Annotated in this window: 21 protein-coding genes; 16 read left to right on the top strand and 5 right to left on the bottom strand. The window is 61.9% G+C overall.

Annotated elements, in window-relative coordinates:
- Positions 1-48: 48 nt before the first annotated feature.
- Positions 49-1,413, top strand: coding sequence for a sensor histidine kinase (locus FCL40_RS08600; protein ID WP_136852797.1), 1,365 nt, complete (start codon positions 49-51; stop codon positions 1,411-1,413).
- Here FCL40_RS08600 and FCL40_RS08595 read toward each other — a convergent pair.
- A complete protein-coding gene (locus FCL40_RS08595; RefSeq protein ID WP_136852795.1) occupies positions 1,410-3,035 on the bottom strand; it encodes a sensor domain-containing diguanylate cyclase in 1,626 nt (541 codons plus the stop codon). The genes FCL40_RS08600 and FCL40_RS08595 overlap by 4 nt on opposite strands.
- 201 nt (positions 3,036-3,236) lie before the next feature.
- Here FCL40_RS08595 and yfbR point away from each other — a divergent pair, with 201 nt between their 5' ends.
- The gene (yfbR, locus tag FCL40_RS08590) at positions 3,237-3,857 is read left to right on the top strand and encodes a 5'-deoxynucleotidase (protein WP_136852793.1); all 621 of its coding nucleotides are present in this window, start codon (positions 3,237-3,239) and stop codon (positions 3,855-3,857) included.
- 125 nt (positions 3,858-3,982) lie between these two features.
- Here yfbR and FCL40_RS08585 read toward each other — a convergent pair whose 3' ends face one another.
- Positions 3,983-4,588 carry a peroxiredoxin C gene (locus FCL40_RS08585; RefSeq protein ID WP_136852791.1) on the bottom strand — a complete coding sequence of 202 codons (606 nt, stop codon included), beginning with the start codon at positions 4,586-4,588 and terminating at the stop codon, positions 3,983-3,985.
- A 176-nt stretch (positions 4,589-4,764) separates the two neighbouring features.
- Here FCL40_RS08585 and FCL40_RS08580 point away from each other — a divergent pair, with 176 nt between their 5' ends.
- Positions 4,765-5,670 carry a hydrogen peroxide-inducible genes activator gene (locus FCL40_RS08580; protein WP_136852790.1) on the top strand — a complete coding sequence of 302 codons (906 nt, stop codon included), beginning with the start codon at positions 4,765-4,767 and terminating at the stop codon, positions 5,668-5,670.
- Here FCL40_RS08580 and FCL40_RS08575 read toward each other — a convergent pair.
- Both FCL40_RS08575 and mutH read right to left on the bottom strand, forming a co-directional pair.
- Positions 5,618-6,661, bottom strand: a complete 1,044-nt coding sequence (locus FCL40_RS08575; RefSeq protein ID WP_205729116.1) for an adenylate/guanylate cyclase domain-containing protein — start codon at positions 6,659-6,661, stop codon at positions 5,618-5,620. The two genes, FCL40_RS08580 and FCL40_RS08575, sit on opposite strands and share 53 nt — an antisense overlap.
- Before the next feature lie 195 nt (positions 6,662-6,856).
- Entirely contained in the window at positions 6,857-7,537 is a 681-nt protein-coding gene (mutH, locus tag FCL40_RS08570) for a DNA mismatch repair endonuclease MutH (RefSeq protein ID WP_136852786.1), read from the bottom strand.
- Positions 7,538-8,231: 694 nt separating this feature from the next.
- Here mutH and rppH point away from each other — a divergent pair.
- The 8 genes from rppH (at position 8,232) to FCL40_RS08530 (ending at position 16,064) form a co-directional block, all read left to right on the top strand.
- Positions 8,232-8,780: an RNA pyrophosphohydrolase gene (gene rppH, locus FCL40_RS08565; RefSeq protein WP_136852784.1), complete on the top strand. Its 549-nt coding sequence runs from the start codon at positions 8,232-8,234 to the stop codon at positions 8,778-8,780.
- Entirely contained in the window at positions 8,777-11,008 is a 2,232-nt protein-coding gene (gene ptsP, locus FCL40_RS08560) for a phosphoenolpyruvate--protein phosphotransferase (protein WP_136852782.1), read from the top strand. Before rppH ends, ptsP begins: the two co-directional genes overlap by 4 nt.
- A 130-nt stretch (positions 11,009-11,138) precedes the next feature.
- Positions 11,139-11,918: a prolipoprotein diacylglyceryl transferase gene (lgt, locus tag FCL40_RS08555; protein ID WP_136852780.1), complete on the top strand. Its 780-nt coding sequence runs from the start codon at positions 11,139-11,141 to the stop codon at positions 11,916-11,918.
- A 51-nt stretch (positions 11,919-11,969) separates the two neighbouring features.
- Positions 11,970-12,821 carry a thymidylate synthase gene (locus FCL40_RS08550; RefSeq protein ID WP_136852779.1) on the top strand — a complete coding sequence of 284 codons (852 nt, stop codon included), beginning with the start codon at positions 11,970-11,972 and terminating at the stop codon, positions 12,819-12,821.
- A 354-nt stretch (positions 12,822-13,175) separates the two neighbouring features.
- The gene (gene nhaR / locus FCL40_RS08545) at positions 13,176-14,087 is read left to right on the top strand and encodes a transcriptional activator NhaR (RefSeq protein ID WP_136852778.1); all 912 of its coding nucleotides are present in this window, start codon (positions 13,176-13,178) and stop codon (positions 14,085-14,087) included.
- 44 nt (positions 14,088-14,131) lie between these two features.
- Positions 14,132-15,340, top strand: a complete 1,209-nt coding sequence (locus FCL40_RS08540) for a Bcr/CflA family multidrug efflux MFS transporter (RefSeq protein ID WP_136852776.1) — start codon at positions 14,132-14,134, stop codon at positions 15,338-15,340.
- Entirely contained in the window at positions 15,337-15,600 is a 264-nt protein-coding gene (locus tag FCL40_RS08535; protein WP_136852774.1) for an FAD assembly factor SdhE, read from the top strand. The genes FCL40_RS08540 and FCL40_RS08535 overlap by 4 nt, the downstream gene beginning before the upstream one ends.
- 53 nt (positions 15,601-15,653) lie before the next feature.
- Positions 15,654-16,064 (top strand): hypothetical protein, encoded by a 411-nt coding sequence (locus tag FCL40_RS08530; RefSeq protein ID WP_136852772.1) that lies wholly within the window; start codon positions 15,654-15,656, stop codon positions 16,062-16,064.
- On the opposite strand, the gene nadB is transcribed toward FCL40_RS08530, so the two are convergent.
- A complete protein-coding gene (gene nadB / locus FCL40_RS08525; RefSeq protein WP_136852770.1) occupies positions 16,036-17,661 on the bottom strand; it encodes an L-aspartate oxidase in 1,626 nt (541 codons plus the stop codon). The genes FCL40_RS08530 and nadB overlap by 29 nt on opposite strands.
- Positions 17,662-17,859: 198 nt before the next feature.
- Here nadB and rpoE point away from each other — a divergent pair, with 198 nt between their 5' ends.
- The 5 genes from rpoE to lepA all read left to right on the top strand — a co-directional run bounded on the left by rpoE (position 17,860) and on the right by lepA (position 22,354).
- The gene (gene rpoE, locus FCL40_RS08520) at positions 17,860-18,438 is read left to right on the top strand and encodes an RNA polymerase sigma factor RpoE (protein ID WP_136852768.1); all 579 of its coding nucleotides are present in this window, start codon (positions 17,860-17,862) and stop codon (positions 18,436-18,438) included.
- An 18-nt stretch (positions 18,439-18,456) separates the two neighbouring features.
- Positions 18,457-19,029: a sigma-E factor negative regulatory protein gene (locus FCL40_RS08515; protein ID WP_136852766.1), complete on the top strand. Its 573-nt coding sequence runs from the start codon at positions 18,457-18,459 to the stop codon at positions 19,027-19,029.
- 9 nt (positions 19,030-19,038) lie between these two features.
- On the top strand, positions 19,039-19,986 hold the full coding sequence (locus tag FCL40_RS08510; RefSeq protein WP_229360298.1) for a MucB/RseB C-terminal domain-containing protein: 948 nt from the start codon (positions 19,039-19,041) through the stop codon (positions 19,984-19,986).
- Positions 19,983-20,420, top strand: a complete 438-nt coding sequence (locus tag FCL40_RS08505; protein WP_136852765.1) for a SoxR reducing system RseC family protein — start codon at positions 19,983-19,985, stop codon at positions 20,418-20,420. Before FCL40_RS08510 ends, FCL40_RS08505 begins: the two co-directional genes overlap by 4 nt.
- 143 nt (positions 20,421-20,563) lie before the next feature.
- Positions 20,564-22,354 (top strand): translation elongation factor 4, encoded by a 1,791-nt coding sequence (gene lepA / locus FCL40_RS08500; protein ID WP_136852764.1) that lies wholly within the window; start codon positions 20,564-20,566, stop codon positions 22,352-22,354.
- The last annotated feature ends 1 nt before the right edge of the window (position 22,355 follow it).

Genomic DNA, 22,355 nt, shown 5'->3' with positions numbered 1-22,355 from the left:
TGGTTGTCACGACTCCCCTCCCCGTCCCGGAAGTAAGCACTGTCACGGATGAAATCCATACGCAGCAAACTGATCCTATGGCTGGCCCTTCTGTTGCTGGTGACCAATGGCCTGGGCTTCATCAACGCCCTGTGGACCGCCAAGGAGTACTACCAGGCGGTACACGATGCCAGCCTGGCCCAGAGAGCCAGGGTGATGCTGCAACTGCTCAACGAGACCCGGGCCGACCGTCTGGATGAGGTGGTGCGCCAGGCCGCCAGCCGGTTCGAGCAGCTGGATCTGACCTACCGTCAGGGGTGGATGCTGGGGGACGGCGGTGAGCTGCGTGGCAGCGACCGGGTCAGGTACCAGCTTTGGGGAGGGGGCCGCTGTGTCAGCGCCAATGGTCATCCCTGTACCCAGGGGGGGATCTTCAGCAACCTCAGTGCGGGCTTCGCCAAGCAACACTACCTGGGTGAGACCTGGCACACCTATACGGTCTACAGCTTGCGCCACGAGCTCTACCTGACCGTGGGCTATCCCGATGCCCTGGGCCGGGATGTGCTGCAGAGGGCCATGTGGGCCAGCTGGGGGGCTCAGATGCTGTTGCTGACGCCGTTGAGCATCCTGCTCTGCTCGCTGGTGGTGGGGCTCTCCATCGCCCCCTTGCGTCGGCTGGGGCGCCAGGTGGCGAACTGGCCGGCCCAACCCCTTCCCGAGAATGACGTGCTCCCCCTGGAACTGAAAGCTTTCGTGGCCGCCCTGGCGAGAAGCCGGTGCGCCGTGGCAGCGGCGGAGGCCAGGCGCCGAACCATGGTGGCGGCGCTCTCCAACCGGGTGACCAGCCGGTTGCAGGCCACCGCAGAGCATCTGCAGCGTCACCCAGAGGATCTGGATGGCACCTTGAAGCTCCTGAGCCGCAGCGAACGCGCGGTGCGCAATGGCCACCTGCTCAGTGAGTTGGACAGGCCGTGGCGTGCCAAGGAAAGCCGCTGCAACCTCTACCGGGAAACCGCGCTGAGTTGTGCCCGTCACTACGATGATGCCGTCAGTCGGGGGATCCGGCTGACCCTGCGCGGTGCCCAGCGGGAGGGGGAGGTGGCGGTCCCTGCCATGATGATCCAGGGGTTGCTGGACAACCTGATCGACAACGCCATCAATGCCAGCCCCCACGGCGCCGAAGTGATCGTCACCGTACGGCAGGGGGAGGGGGAACGGCTGCTGCTGACCGTGGCCGACGCCGGCCCTGGGCTGGATGAAAAGTGGCTCCACCCGGAGTACGCCGTCGACGGCCCCGGGTCCGCAGGTGGGTTGGGCCTGGTGCTGGTGCGCGAGGTGGCGGCCACCTTCAACCTGAGTCTGAGCCTGGGGCGGAGCCAGCTGCTGGGCGGCACCCTGCTGCGCTGCCGCTTTCCCACGGTGGCGGGCGACTAGCCGGACTCGACGGCGCTGAGGATTGGCGGCCGGTCGGGCTGATGCACCTCCAGCCGGTTTCGCCCCAGGTGTTTGGCTCGGTAGAGGGCGGTGTCCGCCTGCTGAAGCAGATCCGGCAGTTCCGCTTCCCGCCCGCTGACCGAGGCCAGGCCGACGCTGGCGGTTACCTGCAACGCTGAGCCGCTCCACTCCACCCTGTGGGCGGCGATGGCCCGCTGCAGGGTGTTGGCCACATGCAGGGCGCCGGCCATCGGGGTGTTGGGTAGCAGCACCGCAAACTCCTCACCACCATATCGGCACAACACGTCTCCGGGTCGCTGCAGGGCCTGCTCACACACCCGGGCCAGCTCCATTAACACCTTGTCTCCACAGGGGTGACCGTGGCAGTCATTGACCTGTTTGAAGTGGTCCAGATCCACCAGCAGCAGGCTGAAGGCCTGCTGCTCCCTGCGGCTGCGCAACAGTTCCACCCGGTAGTGCTCATCGAAATAACCGCGGTTCTTCAGGCCGGTCAGCGGATCGGTACTGGATTTCTCCTCCAGTTGCCGGTGCACCTTCACCAGGGAGCGTATCTGCTGGGACAGGCCGCCGGGATGCTGGGCTGGCTGGAGCTGATGCCGGTGATGATTGAGCTTGAGCAGATTCTGCAGCTGGCGTCTCTGGGAGACCAGCAGGGTCAGCAACAGCAGGCCGTGGCAGGCCGACCACAGCAGGGCACAGCCAAGGGCCACCAGTGGCGGTACCCGGGTGTCTGGGAGCAGGGTGAGCATCAGCGGCAGCAGCAGCAGCAGTTTAATCAGCTCGGCAGAGGCAAAGCTGCGGGGCATCCCGTGATGGCCGTCGAGCATCCAGCTGGCCTGCCAGGCCACCAGCAACATCAGCAGCGGCGGCAGCGCCAGATCCAGCCACCAGTCGGGGATGACCAGCACGCCCACCAGCAGCGCCACCAGCCCCAGTTGCGCCACGCCATGACGGCGAATCAGGGATTGACTGGCCTGTTGGCTGAGCAGCGCTACCAGCAACATCAGCCAGACCGGCCTGACGGGGACATGCCCGGTCAGTTCCATCAGGGCAACGGCAAACAGCGGCAATTGGGTCAGGCTGTGGCTCAGGGGCAGTTTGTCGGCGAGTATGGTGCTGGTGACCTGCTGGGAGAGCCACATCGCCAGCATCAGTCCGAGCAGCAGCCCGAGGAAGAGGTCCGGCAGCGGGGGCCGGCGGTGCTGGTCGGCGCTGATCTCCACCGCGGTTGGGGCGTAGAGGTAGAGGGTGACCAGCTGCTCGTCGAGCAGAGAAAAGTGCAGGTTCATCGGCCGGTAACCGGGGCCGGCGGATTGCAGCACCAGATCGGCCACTATCTGGCCCCGCTGCATCACCAGCAGGTGGCCATCCCCCTGCCACCCCTGGCTCAGTTGCAGCCGCAGCCGTTTGGCCACAGGCTGGACCTGCAATCTTTTCCACAGCCTGGGGCCCCTCGCCGCCATCAACGAAGCCGGCTGCCAGTGCTTCTCTTCGGAGAGTTGAGCCGCGTCCGCCTGCTTGCCCAGGCTGGCGTAGGCCAGAGGCTGAATCGCGGCGGGTGCGGTCCACAGCCACCAGAGACAAACCAGGCTGGCGGCCATGACGAAAAGCTTCAATCCCTTGATAATTTTAACTTCCTTGTCGAGCCCTGGATAGTTGTAGCAGAAATCTTCGTGGGCTGCACAAAAATTGTCCGGCGCCTTTTTCTCTCTCCGTTAGAATGGCTTGCGGCGGCGCTGGCGTGCCTCTAGCATAGAGTCAGTACTCCCAGCGCGTCGAGGGGAGGGAAGAGGAGAGATGCCATGCAACCGGTCTTTTTCGCCCTGATGTCCCGTATGCAGAATGTGCATCGGTGGGGCAAGTCGAACCCCACCCGGGCAGAGAACGTGGCAGAGCACAGTTTCCAGGTGGCGATGTTCGCCCATGCCCTTGGAGAGATCCGCAATCAGGTGTTTACCGGCCAGCCGAAGGTGGATGCCAATCACCTGGCGGTGGTGGCGATGTTCCACGACTCCGCCGAGGTGTTGACCGAGGACGTCAACAGTGGCATCAAATACAGCGACAAGAGGATGCTGGCCCTGTGCCGGGAGATGGAGGCGATAGCCGCACACATGCTGGTGACCACCCTACCGTCGCCGTTGCAGTCCACCTACAAGGGGTTGATCGAACACGAGGACGACCCGGAGGCGGCCCGCTTCGTCAAGGCGGCGGACCTGCTGTCCGCCTACACCAAGGCGCTGTCTGAACTGCGCGCCGGTAATATGGAGTTCGAGGGGACCGAGCGCAAGGTGTTGGCGGCCCTGAGCCCCTATACCGACACCATGCCCGAGGTGGCCTGGTTTATGGAACACTGCGTACCCGCCTTCCAGATGACCATAGACGATCTGGTGGATGCGGCGCTGGTGGGGGGCGAAGAGGAGTAATACCAAGCCCGTTACGTGTCTGCGGAATGACCAGGCAGTTAACGCACTTGGTGTAAGAAAACGGGGCGCCAAGGCGCCCCGTTTGTCTGTAGGGTGGGCCATTCCATGGCCCGCGACAACCCGTATTACAGGTCGTCGGTGTTCTCGGACAGGTAGGCGGCTACGCCAGCAGGGGAGGCGTCCATCCCCTTCTTGCCCTCTTCCCACTGAGCGGGACACACTTCACCGTGCTCTTCGTGGAAGTTCAGGGCGTCAACCATGCGCAGCATCTCGTCGATGTTGCGGCCCAGGGGCAGGTCGTTGACCACCTGGTGGCGAACATTGCCTTCGGCGTCGATCAGGAAGGAACCACGGAAGGCAACACCGGCTTCTGGGTGCTCTACGTCGTACGCCTTGCAGATCTCGTGCTTGACGTCGGCAACCAGGGGGTACTTGACCTGGCCGATGCCGCCATCTTCAACGGCGGTGTTACGCCAGGCGTTGTGGCTGAACTGGGAGTCGATGGAAACGCCGATCACCTTGACGCCGCGCTTCTGGAACTCTTCGAAACGCTTGTCGAAGGCGATCAACTCGGAGGGGCAGACGAAGGTGAAGTCCAGGGGGTAGAAGAAAACCACCGCCTTGGAGCCTTCGATTTCGGTCTTCAGGTTGAAGTCTTCAACGATCTCGCCGTTACCCAGTACGGCGGCTGCGGTAAAATCTGGAGCGGGGCGGCCTACTAATACAGACATAGTGTTCTCTTCCTTTTTAAAGGTTAAATTCAACGACAATCCAGTGATAAATGACTCGACTGCCGACATTTTCCCAATACGTTTGTCATGTGAAACTGAGCACAGTATAGGGGGGTGTGTTCCTTTGAAGAATCGAATAAAATAGATTAAACCAATCGATTGTTCCGGAGCAGACGATGCGCAGACTCCCTAGTCTCAAAAACCTATATTATCTGGTGCATCTGCACAAGGCGCAGAACTTCAACCGCGCCGCCAAGGCGTGTCACGTCAGCCAGTCCACCCTCTCCAGTGGCATACAGAACCTGGAGGAGCAGATGGGCTGCCAGCTGATCGAACGCGACCACAAATCCTTCCTGTTTACCGCCACCGGCGAAGAGGTGGTCAGTCGTGCCCGAGAGCTGCTGGCTCAGGTGCAGGAGCTGACCGATCTGGCTCAGAGCGCCGGTGACGCCATGAGCGGCACCCTGAGGCTGGGTTGCATTCCCACCATTGCCCCCTTCCTGCTCAACCGGGTGGTGAAGGAGTCCCAGCACCGTTTCCCCGATCTTACTCTTTTACTTAGAGAAGATACCACTGAGAACCTGCTTTCCATGCTCGGTAACGGCGAACTGGATCTGCTGCTGCTGGCCCTGCCGGTGGACACCTCGGGTTTCCACACCATGGCGGTAGGCATCGACCCCTTCCAGGTGGTGATTCATCAGGATTCGGCGGAGCAGGCCAAGCTCAGCTACGAGGAGTGGCCGGACGAGAGCATCTTCCTGCTGCAGAGGGAGCACTGCATCACCGGTCATGCCATCAGTGCCTGTAACCTGCAGCACCGGGAGAAGATCAACCCCTTCGCCGCCACCAGCCTGCATACCCTGGTGCAGATGGTGGATTCCGGCCTGGGCAGCACCTTCCTGCCGCAGATGGCCATTGATTCCGGGATTCTCAAGGGAACGGACCTGCTGACCTATGTGCCCGAGGGGCAGAAGGCCTATCGGGAGATCGGCCTGGTGTGGCGGCAGACCACCAGCCGCCTGCGCACCTTCAGAACTCTTGGGGAGATGATTGGGGATCTGCTGCCGAGTAAGTCCGACTGACGGAAAACACCTCGATCTCCTGCTGCTTTCCCTTGAGCCGAACCGGGCCAAGGGAGAGCAGATCATAGTTGTGCTCCCCATCCAGCGCGTCCTTCACCTGGTGTGAGATCAGCATCTGGCACCCCAGAGGACCGCACTGGTCCTGCAGGCGGGCCAGGGTGTTGAGCACATCGGAGAAGAAACTGATCTCCTGCTTGTAGACGCCCACCAGGGCGGCCACCACCTGGCCGCCGTGGGCCGCCGCCTTGAATTTGGGAACGAAGCCGTACTCCTTCTGGAAGTAGTGGCGGTTCCAGTAGAGGGTCTGGACGAAGTCGAAGTAGACGTTGAGGCAGAGCCGGGCCCGGGAGCGGTGACGCTGGGGCCAGCTGATCAGCACCGCGTCGCCGACGTAGCGGTAGATCTCCCCCTGGTTCTGGGTGACCACATCGGAGAGCAGATCGAAGCAGTCCTGGATAAGCCGGCTGAAGCGGTAGTCGCCCAGTGCCTCGGCATGGGCGGTGGAGCTGACCATATCCAGGAACAGGAAAATGCGCTCTTCATACCTGGGTTTGTGGTACTTGCCCATGCCGATGTTCAGCAACACCCTGGGTCCCACCAGCAGCCCCATCTGTTCGATGAAGGCCAGGCCGGTTCGCACCAGGACCAGGTAGGCGATCAGGGTCTGCGCCGAGGGGGCGTTGAGGACGTGAGCGGTCAGGATCTGACTGGTGGCGGCAAACTGCTCGGCATTATCCCAAGAGTTGAGCCAGTTGGTGATGTAGGCCAGTGTCAGGGCGCCGAGCAGCAGGAACAGCCCTTTGAATGCCACGATAAAGGCGTAGGGCATTCTGCGTATGCCGCTGACATCGGTAATCAGGTTGGACAGCCAGTGCAGGCAACCGAAAATCAGGCCCATATAGATGGAGAGAGTGGTCAGATCCGCAGCCGTAATCGCCCAGTACGGACGATCGTCCCCCTGGGCGTAACGGAAGGTGACATAAGCCATCATCGCCAGTGACCAAGCGATAATGGCGAAGACCAGTTTGAGAAATTGTTGCCGCGACTGCACTCTGGTAAAGGGACTCTGTGATTCCGGAGCCGGCGGAAAGTTCACGCCGATCCTATTTTATTTGTAATAACGCGACATTATACAAGTTTTGTGACCCCAACCCAAACGCATATCACTTTTTGGATAGGCTTTCTTTCATTTGTGATGAAAGTGTCGCTGTAGTAGGGCGTGGGTAAAGGGGATCTTCAGGTAGAAGCCCCTGGGCAGCGTTTGGATGATGGCGCCGCCGGGGCCGATCCCCTCGGTCAGAACCCGGCTGTTGGCCGCCTTGGGCCTGAGCTGCAGCACTTCGCCGTGGCGGGCGGTGATCGACTCCACTTCGCCCAGGGCAACCCGCTCCATGATCTCCTCCCAGTCCTGCTTCAGGGCCCGCCACTCCGATTCCGAGGGGCGCCACAACAGCGGCATGCCCAGAATCCGCTGGGCCAGCGGAATCTGTCGCTCCCCCAGCACCGGGATCCACAGGATCGCCCTGAGTTTGTGGCAGACCGGGCTCTCCTCCCAGCGCAGGCCGCGGATGTCGGTCAGGGGGCAGACACTGACAAAGGTGGTTTCCAGGGGTTTGCCCTCCAGGTTGACCGGGATGGTCTTGAGTTCGATCCCCAGGGCTTCGAAGTCGGGATGGGGTTTTGAGCCGGCGCTGGCGCCCAGATAGCGCTCCAGCAACTGCCCGCTCCACCCCTTGTGACGCAGCAGATTGTCCGGGACCTCTGTGTTCAGGGCATCGGCCAGTTCACCCAGGGTCCAGCCGGCCACCGCCTCGGCTCGGGCCAGCAACTGGGATTCGGATTCCGGTGTGAAGTTAAGATCGAACATGGCGCCAGTGTACCCCGAAGGGGGAGAGGGGGACAGGGCGATGGGGATAACTTCTGTGTCCGTTTTTTGTACTGGTTTTTTGTGCGCATTGTGGCGAGGTCGGCAAAACGCCAGGGAAATCAGGCTAACCTCATGAAATTAAAATAATTAAGTGATAATTAAACAACAGTGCCCTGTCCAGTTATTCAGGTTATCCCGCCGTTACCCGTTTTTTCTTAACAGAGTTATGCACAGAATGTTTGGATAACTGCCCTCATTTGATCCACAGGTGCTGTGCGCAGGGCAGGATCGGTAGCAAGGGTGAGCCAGTTTCCGGCCAGAGAAGTCAAACCATATGACCAAGCCACTTCGGCGGCGAGATTTTGAACGATCCGGGAACCCTGTGTGATAGAAGCCACTTTAAATCATATATATTATTGATTATATTGATTTATATTTTGGGTTGAACAGCGCTGTCCGCATGCAATCTGCGCATCCGTCGCGGATATCTCCATCACATACATTTTTACGAACAGGCTTATCCACAGTTGCGGTTGATAACTTTAGAGTTCGATTCCAGGGAAGTGGTTGACCTGTTTATAAGTGAGGGTCTTTTAGGAAGTTACCCACTGTTTCCCTTCTCCAGTCCGGGATTGCTCCCGAGCGTCATTCTGTGGAACAATCAGAGCAAGATAAAAATCAATCGGATGACATAGTGATCGACAACGAAGGCTACAGAGCCAATGTGGGGATCATTATCTGTAACCGCCAAGGCCAGGTACTCTGGGCGCGGCGGTATGGCCAACACTCCTGGCAGTTTCCCCAAGGGGGACTGGACCAGGGAGAATCCGCCGAGCAGGCGATGTATCGCGAGCTGTTTGAAGAGGTGGGACTGCAGAAAAAGGATGTGAAGATCCTCGCCAGCAGTCGCTCCTGGCTCAGATACCGGCTGCCCAAGCGGCTGGTTCGGCAAGATTCCAAGCCGGTGTGTATTGGTCAGAAACAGAAATGGTTCCTGCTGGAGCTGGTGTCCGGCGAAGATCAGATCGATCTCAAGCGCAGCGGCCACCCCGAATTCGATGACTGGCGTTGGGTCAGCTACTGGTACCCGGTGCGTCAGGTGGTTTCCTTCAAGCGGGAAGTCTATCGCAAGGTGATGAAAGAGTTTGTGCCTGTGGCCATGCCATTTCAGCCGCGCAGGGACCATAATAAACGCACCCGGGACGGAAACAACAAAGCCAGACGGCGAAGAAGAGGCCGATGATTACCACACTGCGCGCCATAGTGCAGCGGGTTGCCGAAGCACAGACTGCCGAACAGTCGATGATAGAGCTGGTGCAACAGACCCGCGCCGCCATGAATACTGATTGCTGCTCCCTCTACCTTGCCGATGGGGAGGGGCTGGTCCTAAAAGCCAGTGACGGACTGGCGCCCTCCGCCGTGGGGCGGGCGAGACTCAACGCCGGCGAGGGCATTGTAGGTATGGTGATGCGCCGGGAGGAGCCCATCAACCTGGCCGACGCCCCCTCCCACCCCGCATTTAAGCTGTTGCCCGAAGTGGACGAGGATGAGTTCCGCGCCTTCCTGGCCACACCCATTACCCACAGGAGTAAGGTGCTTGGGGTGCTGGTGGTGCAGCAGAAGCTGGCCCGGCAGTTTAACGAGGACGAGGAAGCCTTCCTGGTGACCCTGGCGTCTCAGCTGGTACCGGAGCTCCGCTCCAGCAGTGACGTGCCGGAACTGACCGAGTCCGGTCCCCGTCGCTGGAGCGCCATCGTCGCCAGCCCTGGCATCGCCGATGCTGAGATCCTGCTGGCCCGGCCGCGGCTCTCCCTGTCGATGGCGGAAACCCGGGGGCAGGGCAGTGATCGTGAGTGGGATCGCCTGGAGCGGGCCCTGTTGGCCACCCAGGATGAGATGACCGCCTTGAGCGGCCGTCTCAGTGGTGAAATTGAATCTCAGATCAGCGCCATCTTCGATATCTACCAGTATCTGATCGCCGATCCGGTGCTGCAGCAGGACCTGATGGCCGGTTGCGATGAAGGGTGGTCGGCCGAGACCGTGGTCTCCCGGGTGTTTACCCAGTATGTGGCCCGCTTCGAGGCGATGACCGATCACTACTTGAAGGAGCGGGCCAGCGATCTCAAGGATCTGGGGCAGAGGATTCTGGGGCAACTGGCCCGGCCCGGCCAGCGGGGCAAGCCGCCCACCAGGCCGGTGATTCTGGTGGCCAGTGAGATCACCGCCACCATGCTGGCCGAGGTGCCCCGCAACAAGCTGGCGGGAATCGTCAGTGTCGAGGGGGGCGCCAGTTCCCATGCCGCCATCCTGGCTCGGGCGATGTCGATTCCGGCCCTGTTTGGTCTCGATGGGTTGCCGATCCAGGCCCTGGCCGGCCGCCGTGCCATCCTGGATGCGGTGCGCGGCCAGCTTCTGGTGGAGCCTGCCGAGACGGTGGTCCGCGAATTTCACCGTTTTCAATCCTCCCTGGCGAAGAAGGATGCCCGCTACGAGCGTGGCCTGACCGAACCCTGTGAGATGGTGGACGGTGAACCGGTCTGTCTGCAGGTCAACGCCGGCCTGGTGGCCGAGGGTGAGCAGCTGGACCCCGCCTATGTCGGTGGCATCGGCCTCTACCGCTCCGAAACCCTGTACATGTTGCAGAACCACTTCCCCACGGAGCAGACCCAGGAGCGGGCCTACGGCCGGGTATTGAAGGCCCTGGGCAGCAAGCCTGTGACCATCCGCACCCTGGACATCGGTGGTGACAAGCCGCTCTCCTATTTCCCCATCCGCGAGGACAACCCGTTCCTCGGCTGGCGGGGGATCCGCCTGACCCTGGATCACCCGGAACTGTTCCTGGTGCAGGTCAAGGCGATGCAGCGCGCCGCGGTGGAGACCGGCAACCTGAGAATCCTGTTGCCCATGGTGTCCAACCTGGATGAGGTGGAGCAGGCGCGCAAGCTGATCGAACAGGCCCGGCTGGAGCTGGAGGAGGAGCTGGAGTGCAGCTTGCCCCAGGTCCAGGTCGGGGTGATGATCGAGGTGCCGGCGTCCATCTATCTGTTGCCCCAGCTGCGTCGTAAGGTGGATTTCTTCTCCGTGGGCAGCAACGACCTGACCCAGTACCTGTTGGCGGTGGATCGCAACAACGCCCAGGTGGCCGATCGGTTCAGCCACTACCATCCGGCGGTGGTGCAGGCCCTGGCCCAGACCGTAGCCCTGGCCGGAGACAGCGAGCTGAGCGTTTGCGGCGAGATGGCCGGCGAGCCGGAAGGGGCCCTGATCCTGATGGCCCTGGGTCTGCGTCAGCTCAGCATGAACCGCCGCAGCCTGGGGCGGATCCATCACCTGGTGCGCCACCTGAGCGCGTCCAGGCTGGAGCCCCTGCGGGGGGCGCTGCTGCAGGCAGAGGATGATACCCAGGTGATTGGTCTGGCCCGCAGCTGGCTGGATGAGCACGGGCTGTCGGAACTCTATCAGGACGCCTAGTGTGCATGGCTTTTGGCTGGCCGAGCCAGTATCCTAAAGCCGTTTTTAAGGGACGGGGGCCGAGTGCCCCCGCCGTCGTTGACGGCTCCGTCGCCCAAGGCGGCGACGGAACAAACCAGAAGAATGCAAGATGACTGAAAGCTATTTCGTGTTTCCCCAAATCGATCCGGTGATCGTCGAGATCGGTCCCCTGGCCCTGCGCTGGTACGGCCTGATGTACCTGGTGGGCTTTCTTGGCGCCATGTGGATGCTCAACCGGCACGCCGACAAGCCCGGCTCGGCCTGGACCCGGGAGCAGGTGTCCGACCTGCTGTTCTACGCCTTCCTGGGGGTGGTGCTGGGTGGGCGCCTGGGGTATGTGCTCTTCTACGGTTGGCAGTGGCTGCTGGAGGATCCCCTCTATCTGTTCAAGATCACCAACGGCGGCATGTCGTTCCATGGCGGCCTGATCGGGGTGATCGTCGCCATGGTCTGGATCGCCCGCCGGCAGCAGCGCACCTTCTGGCAGGTGGCGGATCTGGTGGCCCCAACCATCCCCATCGGCCTGGGGGCCGGACGCATTGGCAACTTCATCAACGGTGAACTGTGGGGGCGGGTGACCGACGTGCCCTGGGCGATGATCTTCCCTGGTGCGGGCCCGCTGCCCCGTCACCCGTCGCAGCTGTATGAAGCGCTGCTCGAGGGGCTGGTGCTGTTCCTGTTGCTGAATTGGTACAAGCAGCGCACCCACAAGCCCGGTGCCGTGGCCGGCCTGTTCCTGGTGGGCTATGGCTGTGCCCGCTTCCTCATCGAGTTCGTGCGCCAGCCCGATGCCCATATGAGCCTCTACCTGGGGCTCTCCATGGGACAGCTGCTGACCCTCCCCATGCTGGCCTATGGCGGCTATCTGATGATGCGCCCGGCCAGGTAACACCGGTCCCCGAGACTGGATACAAAACACTATCTGAAGGTTTGTGTACCCATGAAACAGTATCTTGAGCTCTGTCAGCGCATCGTCGACCAGGGGGTGTGGGTGGAAAACGAGCGCACCGGCAAGCGTTGTCTGACGGTGATCAACGCCGATTTGGAGTATGACGTCGGCGACAACTGCTTTCCGCTGATCACCACTCGCAAAAGCTACTGGAAAGCGGCCATTGCCGAGTTACTCGGTTATCTGCGCGGCTACGACAGTGCCGAGCAGTTCCGTGCCATCGGCTGCAATACCTGGAATGCAAACGCCAACGACAACCCTGCCTGGCTGGCCAGCCCCCATCGCAAGGGGCAGGATGATATGGGACGGGTGTACGGTGTCCAGGGGCGGGCCTGGCGCAGGCACGACGGCACCCCGCTGGATCAGCTGGCCAAGATCGTCGCCGACCTGGAAAGGGGGATCGATGATCGTGGTGAGATCCTCACCTTCTACAATCCCGGTGAGTTTGAATTGGGTTGCCTGCGTCCCTGCATGCATACCCACACCTTCTCGTTGCTGGGAGACACCCTGCATCTGACCTCCTATCAGCGCTCCTGCGACGTGCCTCTGGGCCTCAACTTCAACCAGGTGCAGGTGTTTACCCTGCTGGCGCTGATGGCCCAGATCACCGGCCACAAGCCTGGGCGGGCCTACCACAAGATCGTCAATGCCCACATCTACGAGGATCAACTGACGCTGATGCGGGATGTGCAGCTCAAGCGCCAGCCCTATGCCTCACCACGGCTGCTGATCAATCCCGAGATCACCAGTCTGGCGGATCTGGAAACCTGGGTCACCCTGGACGACTTTCAGGTGGAGGGCTATCAGCACCACGAGCCCATCGCCTACCCCTTCTCCGTCTGAATCCGGCTCGGCGTGGCCGGGCCAGTTCGGCGATGCCGAGTCGGCCCCCGGCACGCGAGGCGGCACAGCCTGGTGGATTGCCGACGTTTGCCCTTGCCGGGAGGGCCGATGCCGGTCACGGTCAATAGCGATTGTTCCATCAACTCAATCGCTAATTTAAGGGATGGTGGATAGCCCGCTTTATGATAGTCTCAACTGCCTATGGTTGGGCTTTGGTTCAGCTTTCCCGAACTATAATGGGTCGGTCTGCACCCTGCAGCACCCTCGCCGCGAGTCCGCGGCACGGTTTCCGGCCACCACTCTGGTCGGCTCGTCGATATAAGGAGAAGCCCTCCCGCAAGGGGGGCCCAGGTTATGGCGCATCTAAACTACAATCACCTCTACTACTTCTGGATGGTTCGCAAGAAGGGCTCGGTCACCAAGGCGGCGGAAGCCCTGTTTCTGACGCCGCAGACGGTGACCGGCCAGATCCGCCACCTGGAGCACAGGCTCGGCGGTAAGCTGTTCCGTCGCCAGGGTAGGCAGCTGGTGGCGTCCGACCTGGGGGAGTTGGTGTACCGCTATGCCGACAAGATGTTCAGCTTGAGCTATGAGATGCTGGATCTGCTCAACTACACCCAGGACAAGTCGATCCTGTTCGAGGTGGGCTCCTCCGATGCCCTCTCCAAGAACCTGGCCAGCCGGTTGCTGCTGTCGGTGATGCCTGACGACGGTTCCATCCACCTCTGCTGTTATGAATCCGGTGAAGAGAATCTGATGGAGCGTCTGTCCCAGCACAAGCTGGACATCGTGCTCTCCGGAAGCGATGCCGGGTCTCTCCAGTATCCGGAGATCCTCAGTAAGAAGCTGGGGGAGACCGGCATCAGCTTTTTCTCGCAGGAGAAGGTCGAGGGGCGCTTCCCCGCCAACCTGGACGGGGCCCGCATCCTGATGCCCCACCGTAAGACCGCCCTGGGACAGCAGTTGCTGCGCTGGTTCGATGAGGTGGGGGTATCCCCGGTGATCGTCGGCGAATTTGACGATGCGGCGATGATGAAGGCGTTCGGTCTCTATCGCCAGGGGATTTTCATTGCACCCACTCTCTATCGGGAGGAGCTGCTGTCACAGGGGGTACAGCTGGTGGGCGAAACCGTCGACATCACCGAACAGTATCACGTGATGTTTGCCGAGCGGATGATCCAGCACCCGGCGGTGAAACGGATCCTGGAGACCGATTTCACCGATCTTTTCGCCGGCAGGGAGCCTGCCTTCAAGCGGTTCAAATAGAGTACTACCGGGGCGCCTAAGGCGCCCCTTTTATCAGGAGCAGTATGACTGATCAATCCAGGGCCTCGGGGATGGGGCTCATCCTGTTGCTTGGGGCATTGGCGGGGCTGACCCCGCTGGCCATCGATATGTATCTTCCCGCGATTCCCACCATCGCCGACGAGATGGGCGCCAGTGTCGCCACCACTCAGCTGACCGTCAGTTTCTTCCTGGTGGGGTTCGCGGTGGGGCAGCTGCTCTACGGCTCCCTGACCGACGCCTACGGGCGGATGCCGGTTCTCGGCGCCAGCCTCGGCGTATTTATCCTGGCCAGCGTGGCGGCGACCTGGAGCAGGTCGGTGGAGATGCTGATTGCGGCCCGCACCCTGCAGGCTCTGGGGGGGGCGGGTGCCTCGGTGGTGGTGATGGCCGTGCTCAGAGACCTGTTCCAGAAGGAGCGCTTTGCCCGGGCGATGTCCTTTGTGATGCTGGTGATGAACCTGGCGCCGCTGGCGGCGCCCATCCTAGGTGGCTTCCTGCTGATCCAGGGCGGCTGGCGGGCGATCTTTGTGCTGCTGGCGCTGTTCGCCCTGGCCCTGGTGGTGATGATGCGCTGGCGGGTGGGGGAGACCCTGCCGACCGAGCAGCGCCGGCCGGCAGGGGTGAAGGCGGCGCTCGCCCTGTATCGGTCGATCCTGGCTCATGGCACGGTCAGGGCTCATCTGATCGTCGGTACCCTGTTTTCCGCCTCGCTGTTCCTGTTTATTACCGGCTCCTCCTACGTCTATATCCGCTATTTCGGGGTGGCGGCGGAGCACTTCGGCTTCCTGTTCGGCCTGAATATCCTCACCATGATGGCCCTGACCACCCTCAATGCCAGGTTCGTGGCCAGAGTGGGGACCGCCAGGATGATGCTACGGGGGCTGCTGACCACCGCCCTGGGCGCGCTACTGGCCCTGGTGACCTCGCTGCTCGGCGATCCGCCCCTGTGGGCGGTGGTGATCCCCATCATGCTGATGATGGGGCCGCTGGGGATGGTCAGCGCCAACGCCACCACCCTGGCTCTGGACGCCTTCGACGGGGCTGCCGGCTCGGTGTCCGCCCTGGGCGGGGCGATGCGCTTCCTCGCCGGCGCCGTGGCCGGCGGCCTGCTGTCCCTGGTGCACCCGCAGTCGCCGGCCCCGATGCTTACCGGCATGGCGGTATGCTCCCTGGCGTCATTGGGGTATCATCTGTGGCACGAGAAGCACCTGACCGTTAAGGAACAACCATGACTCAAGAGAGGGAGAACCTGGCCCGGCTGAAGTGGGCGTGTCGCCGTGGCATGTTGGAGCTGGATGTATTGCTGGAACCCTTTGTCGATAAGCACTATCTCGCCCTGACTGACACGCAGAAAGCGCAGTTCGAGCGGTTGCTGACCTGTGATGATCCCGACATGTTCGCCTGGTTCATGGGTCACGAAAGCTGCCCGGATCCCCAACTGGCGGCGATGGTCGCCTTGATCCTGGAGCGCAACCGCGAGCAGTTGCGCTAGCAGTGCATCCGGCGCCCCCGAGGCGGGCGTCGAAGCTCGGCTACACTGAGGGTATGGTCGAGCACAAGCGCTACCCCTATCCCGCCCCCAGTTCCTGTCCCAACTGGCTCAGGCTTGGTCTCAGCCTGCTGCTGCTGCTCAGCCTGGGGTTGTGGCCGGCAGAGCGCCTGCCGCTTCAAGGGGCGTGGCAACTGCTGTTGCTGCCCGTGACCCTGCTGCCCTGGCTGCCCAGAGGCGCCGCCACCTCACCCTTCCTCCTCGGTGAAGATGGTCAGGGGGTGGAGCTTGGCGGGGGGGAACCCTTCCAGCTGGATCCGCGCAGCTGGGTGTGGGGGCCATTGGCGCTGTTGTGGGTGCAGCCCGGAGGGCGGCTCTGGTGGTTGAGCCGACGGCAGGTGGACAGAGCCGGCTGGCACCGGCTCTGTCGCATCCTGATCAGCTGCCGGGGGGCGGCGTCAGGATAGTGGGCGAGGGGTTGGCTTGCTGATTCGGGTAATCCAGGGTGTAGTGCAGGCCGCGGCTCTCCTTTCGATCCATGGCGCAGCGGATGATCAGCTCGGCGATCTGCACCAGGTTGCGCAGCTCCAGCAGGTCGTTGCTGATCTTGAAGTCCGAGTAGTAGTCGTGGATCTCCCCCTTGAGCATCTCCACCCGGCGCAGGGCACGCTGCAGCCGCTTGTCGGTGCGCACGATGCCCACGTAGTCCCACATAAACAGCCTCAGCTCATGCCAGTTGTGGGAGATCACCACGTTCTCGTCGGAATCGGTGACCTGGCTTTCATCCCAGTGGGGCAGAGCGGTGACCGGTTCCACCTGGTCCAGATGCTGGAAGATGTCCCGGGCGGCGGCGCGGGCGAACACCAGGCACTCCAGCAGCGAGTTGCTGGCCATGCGATTGGCACCATGCAACCCGGTGTAGGCCACCTCGCCGACGGCGTAGAGGCCGGCGATGTCGGTCTTGCCATCCAGATCGGTCATCACCCCGCCGCAGGTGTAGTGGGCGGCGGGGACCACGGGGATCGGCTGTTTGGTGATGTCGATCCCCAGCCCCAGGCACCGTTTGTAGATGGTGGGGAAGTGGCGGGTGACGAACTGCGGATCCTTGTGGCTGATGTCCAGGTACATGCAGTCGGCCCCCAGGCGCTTCATCTCGAAGTCGATGGCCCGGGCCACCACGTCTCTGGGGGCCAGCTCCTCGCGAGGGTCGAAGTCGGGCATGAAGCGGCTGCCATCGGGGCGCCTGAGCAGGGCGCCCTCGCCACGCAGTGCCTCGGTCAGCAGGAAGTTTCTCGCTTCGGTGTGGTAGAGGCAGGTGGGGTGGAACTGGTTGAACTCCATGTTGGCCACCCGGCAGCCGGCCCGCCAGGCCATGGCGATGCCGTCGCCGGAGGAGACGTCGGGGTTGGAGGTGTACTGGTACACTTTGGAGGCGCCACCGGTGGCCAGCACCACGAAGGGGGCACTGACGGTCTCCACATGCTCGGCGTTGCGGTTCCACACGTAGGCCCCCACCACCCGCTTGTCGCCGGGCAGCCCCAGCTTGACGCTGGTGATCAGATCCACCGCGTTGTAGCGCTCCAGCAGAGTGATGTTGGGGTGCCGGCGCGCCTGCTCCTCCAGGGTGAGTTGCACCTCCTTGCCGGTGGCGTCCGCCGCGTGAAGGATACGCCTGTGGCTGTGGCCCCCCTCGCGGGTCAGGTGGTAGCGAGGCTCACCGCCGCTGGCCTCCCCCTGGGACTCCTCCTCGTCAAAGTCCACGCCCTTGCGGATCAGCCACTCCAGCGCCGCCCTTGCCTCCCGGGCGGTGAACTCCACCGCCTGGCGATCACAGAGGCCGGCTCCGGCGATCAGCGTGTCCTCCACATGGGATTCGACGGTGTCCTCTTCGTCGAACACGGCGGCAATGCCGCCCTGGGCGTAATAGGTGGAGCCCTCGGTGAGGGGGCCTTTGGCAACGACGCTGACCTGGCAACGGTTGGCGAGTTTCAGCGCCAGGGTCAGGCCCGCGGCACCGCTACCGATAACCAATACATCGGTACTGTGTTCAATCCCGGCTTTCATTAGGTATCATGGGGTTTTGGAAATGTGACCCTATGTTACCCGCTTCCCGGTCCAGCACCAAAATTTCGCGGTAAGTACAGAATTCCAGATTGGATCACACTTTTTTACGAACTTTTACCCATAGGCGCAGTCTACCTAAGTGCGCGGAGACGAGTAAAAGCAAAATCAGCAGTTTAGTTTATGGGAGAGTGCTCTCAAGTGAGTGAGCCAAACAGCGATCAGCAGCTGGTCGAACGCGTTCAACAAGGTGATAAGCAAGCTTTTAATCTGCTGGTGATGAAGTACCAGCACAAGGTAGCCAACCTGATAAGCCGCTATGTGAAGAATCAGGGTGACGTTGCCGATGTGGCCCAGGAAGCGTTTATCAAGGCCTACCGGGCACTGCCGAACTTTCGTGGGGAGAGCGCCTTCTACACCTGGTTGTACCGGATTGCGGTGAACACCGCCAAGAACTATCTGGTCTCCCAGGGACGACGGCCACCTGCGACGGACGTGGACGCCGAAGAAGCGGAGTTTTATGACGGTGCAGATGCACTTCGGGAGGATGGCTCCCCAGAGCGTCAGCTGCTGTCGGATGAGATTAAAAGGGCCGTGTTCAGCACCATAGAGACGCTGCCTGAAGAGTTGAGGGTAGCCATCACACTCCGGGAACTGGAGGGGATGAGCTACGAGGAGATTGCCACCGTAATGGAGTGTCCCGTAGGCACGGTACGAAGCCGTATCTTCAGGGCGCGGGAAGCGATCGACAAGAGGATTCAACCGCTGTTAGAGCGGTAGTTTCAATCAGGGTGAACCATGACAGAACGTAAAGAAGCAGTATCGGCTTGGGTTGACGGCGAAGGATCTGATCTGGAGCTCAAGCAGTGGTTGAAGGATGACCAGATGCAGTCGACCTGGGATCGCTACCATCTGATCGGTGATGCGATGCGCAACGAGTTGCCCAAGGCGCTGAATCTGGACATCGCCGCCGGTGTGGCGGCCGCCCTGGAGCAGGAGCCCACGGTGCTGGCGCCCAAGCCCAGCCGCCGTGCCCTGGTGTCCGGCAAGGTGGTGGCGTTGTCCCGTCGCTTCGGCCAGTACGCCATCGCCGCGACCGTGGCGGCCATCGCCGTGGTCGGTGTGCAGCAGTATGGCGCCGAGCAGCAGAACAGCCCAGTGCCGGTGCTGAACACCCTGCCAGTGGTTGGGGCGCCGACGCCGGCCAGCTACCAGGCCAATACCCCCGCCGCCCGCCAGGCCCAGGCGCAGAGCGCCGAAGCCCAGGCGATGGAGCAGCGCCGCCGGGTGAACGCCTATCTGCGCGACCACCTGTTGCAGCAGCGTCTGAAGGGGCATAATGTCTCCAATGACGATCGAGAGCAAAGATAAGAGGCTCGTTTGCGTAGATTTTTGTTTGCATTGGCATGGTTGCTGGCACTGCCGGCCCATGCCGCCGGCGATGACCCCGCCATCGGCTGGCTGCATAAGATGCAGCAGGCCCTCTCCGACGCCCAGTTCCGTTACTCCCTGATCCACCTGCAGTCGGACCACATCCGTCCCCTCCGCTATGTGCACGGCAAGATTGATGGGGAGGAGGTGGCCTACCTGGAGCACCTCAATGGTCCCCAGAAGAATGTGGTGCGGGTCGGCGATCGGGTCACCTACCTGGAGCACGACGTCAAACCCTACTCGGTCCGCAGCGCCCGCATCAGCGGCTTCATTCCCCCGGCCTTCGGTACCGGCGTGGAAGCCTTTACCCCCTTCTACCAGCTGGCCCTGGCAGGGCGGGATCGGGTCGCCGGGCGAACCTCCCAGGTGGTGCGCATCGTCTCCACCGACCGTTTCCGCTACAGCTACAGCCTGTGGCTGGATACCCAGACCGCGCTGCCGCTGCGGATCGATACCCTCAATGCCGAAGGCCAGCTGCTGGAGCAGTACCTGGTGATTGAGCTGGCCACTTTCGATGAGCCCTCGCCGGTTCTGGCGCAACTGGCCGGTGAGAGCTGGCCTCCGGTACTGATGCCGGCCTACCAGGCGCGGGAGTCCTCCTGGCGGTTCGGCTGGCTGCCCCAGGGCTTTGAGCTGACCCACGTGGACCAGCACCGGTTGTTTGGTGTGAACGACCCGGTGCACTATCTCGCCCTCAGCGACGGCCTGACCGAGATGTCGGTCTACATCGGCCTCGCCGGCCAGGTGGTGATGCCCGAGAGCCTCTCCACCGGCAGCGGCCTCTCCCTGGCCTCGGCCCGCCACGGTGAGGTCGAGGTGGTGGTGGTGGGGCGCCTGCCGCTGGAAAGCCTGACCAATGTGGCCAACTCCATCTACCCGGCGGAGCAGGGACAATGATGGAGGCGCTGGCCCGGGTGGAGTCCTGGGAGCAGGGCCAGGTAACCCTGTGCTGGCGGGTGCAGAGTGCCTGTGGTCACTGCCACGAGTCTGACAGCTGCGGCACCGGGGTTATCGCCAAGGGGCTGACGCCCCGCTCCCAGCGGCTGACCCTGCCCTGGAGCACCCCCCTGACCCCAGGCACCCAGGTGTCCCTGGGGATCCCAGAACAGCAGCTGCTCGGTGCCGCCGCACTGGTTTATCTGTTGCCCCTGCTAGGCTTACTGGTGGGGGTGGGAGGCATCTCCCTCTTGGGCGGTGCCGAGGCCGTCGCCCTGGCCACCGGGTTGGGGCTGGCTCTGACCGGGTTTATGACCGCCAGGAAACTCGCCGACAGGTTGACGCCGACACCCAGAATAATCAAGGTGTTAGGTCAGCCCGCCGCGGAGTCGTAGCGGCCTCAGCCGAGAACGGATTGGCCCAGGTGCCCGACGGTTGCGTCTTTCATAGCCGCCGGGGATAAAATCCGTTAAAATCCCCCCCCTATATCTATCCCTGATAGTTTTGTTCCTGTTGTTTTTTGCAAGAAGCGGCCTAGATGAAGCATATTCGTAATTTCAGTATCATTGCCCATATCGACCACGGTAAATCGACCCTGTCCGATCGCCTGATCCAGGTGTGCGGTGGTTTGAGCGATCGTGAAATGGCGGAGCAGGTCCTCGACTCCATGGATCTGGAGCGTGAGCGCGGCATCACCATTAAAGCCCAGAGTGTGACGCTGAACTACACCGCCAAAGATGGCGAAACCTACCAACTGAACTTCATCGATACCCCCGGACACGTGGATTTCAGCTACGAAGTCTCCCGCTCCCTGGCGGCCTGTGAGGGCGCCCTGCTGGTGGTGGATGCCGGTCAGGGGGTGGAAGCCCAGACCCTGGCCAACTGTTACACCGCCATCGAGATGGATCTGGAGGTGCAGCCGATCCTCAATAAGATCGATCTGCCCCAGGCCGACCCTGAGCGGGTGGCGGAGGAGATCGAGGACATCGTCGGTATCGACGCCATGGAGGCGGTGCGTTGCTCCGCCAAGACCGGTGTGGGCGTCGATGAGGTGCTGGAGTGCATCGTCAAGACCATTCCTGCCCCAGAGGGCGACCCGGAGGCGCCGCTGCAGGCGCTGATCATCGACTCCTGGTTCGACAACTACCTCGGGGTTGTCTCTTTGGTGCGGATCAAGAACGGCAAGCTGAAGAAGAACGACAAAATCAAGGTGATGAGCACCGGTCAGGTTTGGGGTGTGGATCGCCTGGGGATCTTCACCCCCAAGCAGAAGGACACCACTGAACTGCTCACCGGCGAGGTGGGCTGGGTGGTGTGTGGCATCAAGGAGATCCACGGTGCGCCGGTGGGGGACACCCTGACCCACGCCAAGCATGGCTCCGAGGAGGCCCTGCCGGGCTTCCAGAAGGTGAAGCCCCAGGTGTACGCCGGCATGTTCCCCATCTCCAGTGAAGACTATGAGTCGTTCCGGGATGCCCTGAACAAGCTCTCCCTCAACGACGCCTCTCTGTTCTTCGAGCCGGAGACCTCTGCCGCCCTGGGCTTCGGTTTCCGCTGTGGCTTCCTGGGGATGCTGCACATGGAGATCATCCAGGAGCGCCTGGAGCGTGAGTACAACCTGGATCTGATCACCACCGCACCGACCGTGGTCTATGAAGTGACCACCACCAAGGGTGAGACGGTGATGGTGGATAACCCCTCGGAACTTCCGCCGCTGAACAACATCGAAACCATTGCGGAGCCGATCGTCGAGGCCAACATCCTTGTGCCTCAGGAGTATCTGGGGAATGTGATCACCCTGTGTATCGAAAAGCGCGGGGTTCAGACTAAGATGGCCTACCACGGCAACCAGGTGGCGGTGACCTATGAACTGCCCATGGCGGAAGTGGTGCTGGACTTCTTCGACCGACTGAAGTCCACCAGCCGTGGGTTTGCCTCCCTGGACTACAACTTTGTCCGGTTCCAGCAGGAGGAGATGGTGCGTCTGGATGTGATGATCAACGGCGACCGGGTGGATGCCCTGGCGATGATCACCCACAAGGAGAACGCCCAGTTCCGCGGCCGCCAGCTGGTGGAGAAGATGCGCGAACTGATTCCCCGCCAGATGTTTGATATTGCCATCCAGGCGGCCATCGGCAACCAGATCGTGGCGCGCAGCACCGTGAAGGCCCTGCGTAAAGATGTGACCGCCAAGTGTTATGGCGGTGACGTCAGCCGTAAGAAGAAGCTGTTGCAGAAGCAGAAAGAGGGTAAGAAGCGGATGAAGCAGCTGGGTAATGTTGAGGTGCCTCAGGAAGCCTTCCTGGCGGTACTCAAGGTAGGAGATTAAT

The sequence above is a fragment of the Ferrimonas sediminicola genome, from assembly GCF_005116715.1.
Taxonomy (GTDB): Bacteria; Pseudomonadota; Gammaproteobacteria; order Enterobacterales; family Shewanellaceae; genus Ferrimonas; species Ferrimonas sediminicola.
Note: the sequence above shows the minus strand (reverse complement) of the source record. Positions and strands in the feature narration are given on the sequence as shown.

Excerpts from the sequence above, each read along its gene's own strand:
- nhaR (WP_136852778.1), top strand. The coding sequence starts at position 13,176 with ATGGCGCATCTAAACTACAATCACCTCTACTACTTCTGGATGGTTCGC.
- FCL40_RS08535 (WP_136852774.1), top strand. The coding sequence starts at position 15,337 with ATGACTCAAGAGAGGGAGAACCTGGCCCGGCTGAAGTGGGCGTGTCGC.
- FCL40_RS08505 (WP_136852765.1), top strand. The coding sequence starts at position 19,983 with ATGATGGAGGCGCTGGCCCGGGTGGAGTCCTGGGAGCAGGGCCAGGTA.
- FCL40_RS08515 (WP_136852766.1), top strand. The coding sequence starts at position 18,457 with ATGACAGAACGTAAAGAAGCAGTATCGGCTTGGGTTGACGGCGAAGGA.
- FCL40_RS08585 (WP_136852791.1), bottom strand. The coding sequence starts at position 4,588 with ATGTCTGTATTAGTAGGCCGCCCCGCTCCAGATTTTACCGCAGCCGCC.
- lgt (WP_136852780.1), top strand. The coding sequence starts at position 11,139 with ATGACTGAAAGCTATTTCGTGTTTCCCCAAATCGATCCGGTGATCGTC.
- FCL40_RS08580 (WP_136852790.1), top strand. The coding sequence starts at position 4,765 with ATGCGCAGACTCCCTAGTCTCAAAAACCTATATTATCTGGTGCATCTG.
- FCL40_RS08530 (WP_136852772.1), top strand. The coding sequence starts at position 15,654 with ATGGTCGAGCACAAGCGCTACCCCTATCCCGCCCCCAGTTCCTGTCCC.
- FCL40_RS08600 (WP_136852797.1), top strand. The coding sequence starts at position 49 with ATGAAATCCATACGCAGCAAACTGATCCTATGGCTGGCCCTTCTGTTG.
- mutH (WP_136852786.1), bottom strand. The coding sequence starts at position 7,537 with ATGTTCGATCTTAACTTCACACCGGAATCCGAATCCCAGTTGCTGGCC.
- nadB (WP_136852770.1), bottom strand. The coding sequence starts at position 17,661 with ATGAAAGCCGGGATTGAACACAGTACCGATGTATTGGTTATCGGTAGC.
- FCL40_RS08540 (WP_136852776.1), top strand. The coding sequence starts at position 14,132 with ATGACTGATCAATCCAGGGCCTCGGGGATGGGGCTCATCCTGTTGCTT.
- yfbR (WP_136852793.1), top strand. The coding sequence starts at position 3,237 with ATGCAACCGGTCTTTTTCGCCCTGATGTCCCGTATGCAGAATGTGCAT.
- FCL40_RS08595 (WP_136852795.1), bottom strand. The coding sequence starts at position 3,035 with ATGGCCGCCAGCCTGGTTTGTCTCTGGTGGCTGTGGACCGCACCCGCC.
- ptsP (WP_136852782.1), top strand. The coding sequence starts at position 8,777 with ATGATTACCACACTGCGCGCCATAGTGCAGCGGGTTGCCGAAGCACAG.
- lepA (WP_136852764.1), top strand. The coding sequence starts at position 20,564 with ATGAAGCATATTCGTAATTTCAGTATCATTGCCCATATCGACCACGGT.
- FCL40_RS08575 (WP_205729116.1), bottom strand. The coding sequence starts at position 6,661 with ATGATGGCTTATGTCACCTTCCGTTACGCCCAGGGGGACGATCGTCCG.
- FCL40_RS08550 (WP_136852779.1), top strand. The coding sequence starts at position 11,970 with ATGAAACAGTATCTTGAGCTCTGTCAGCGCATCGTCGACCAGGGGGTG.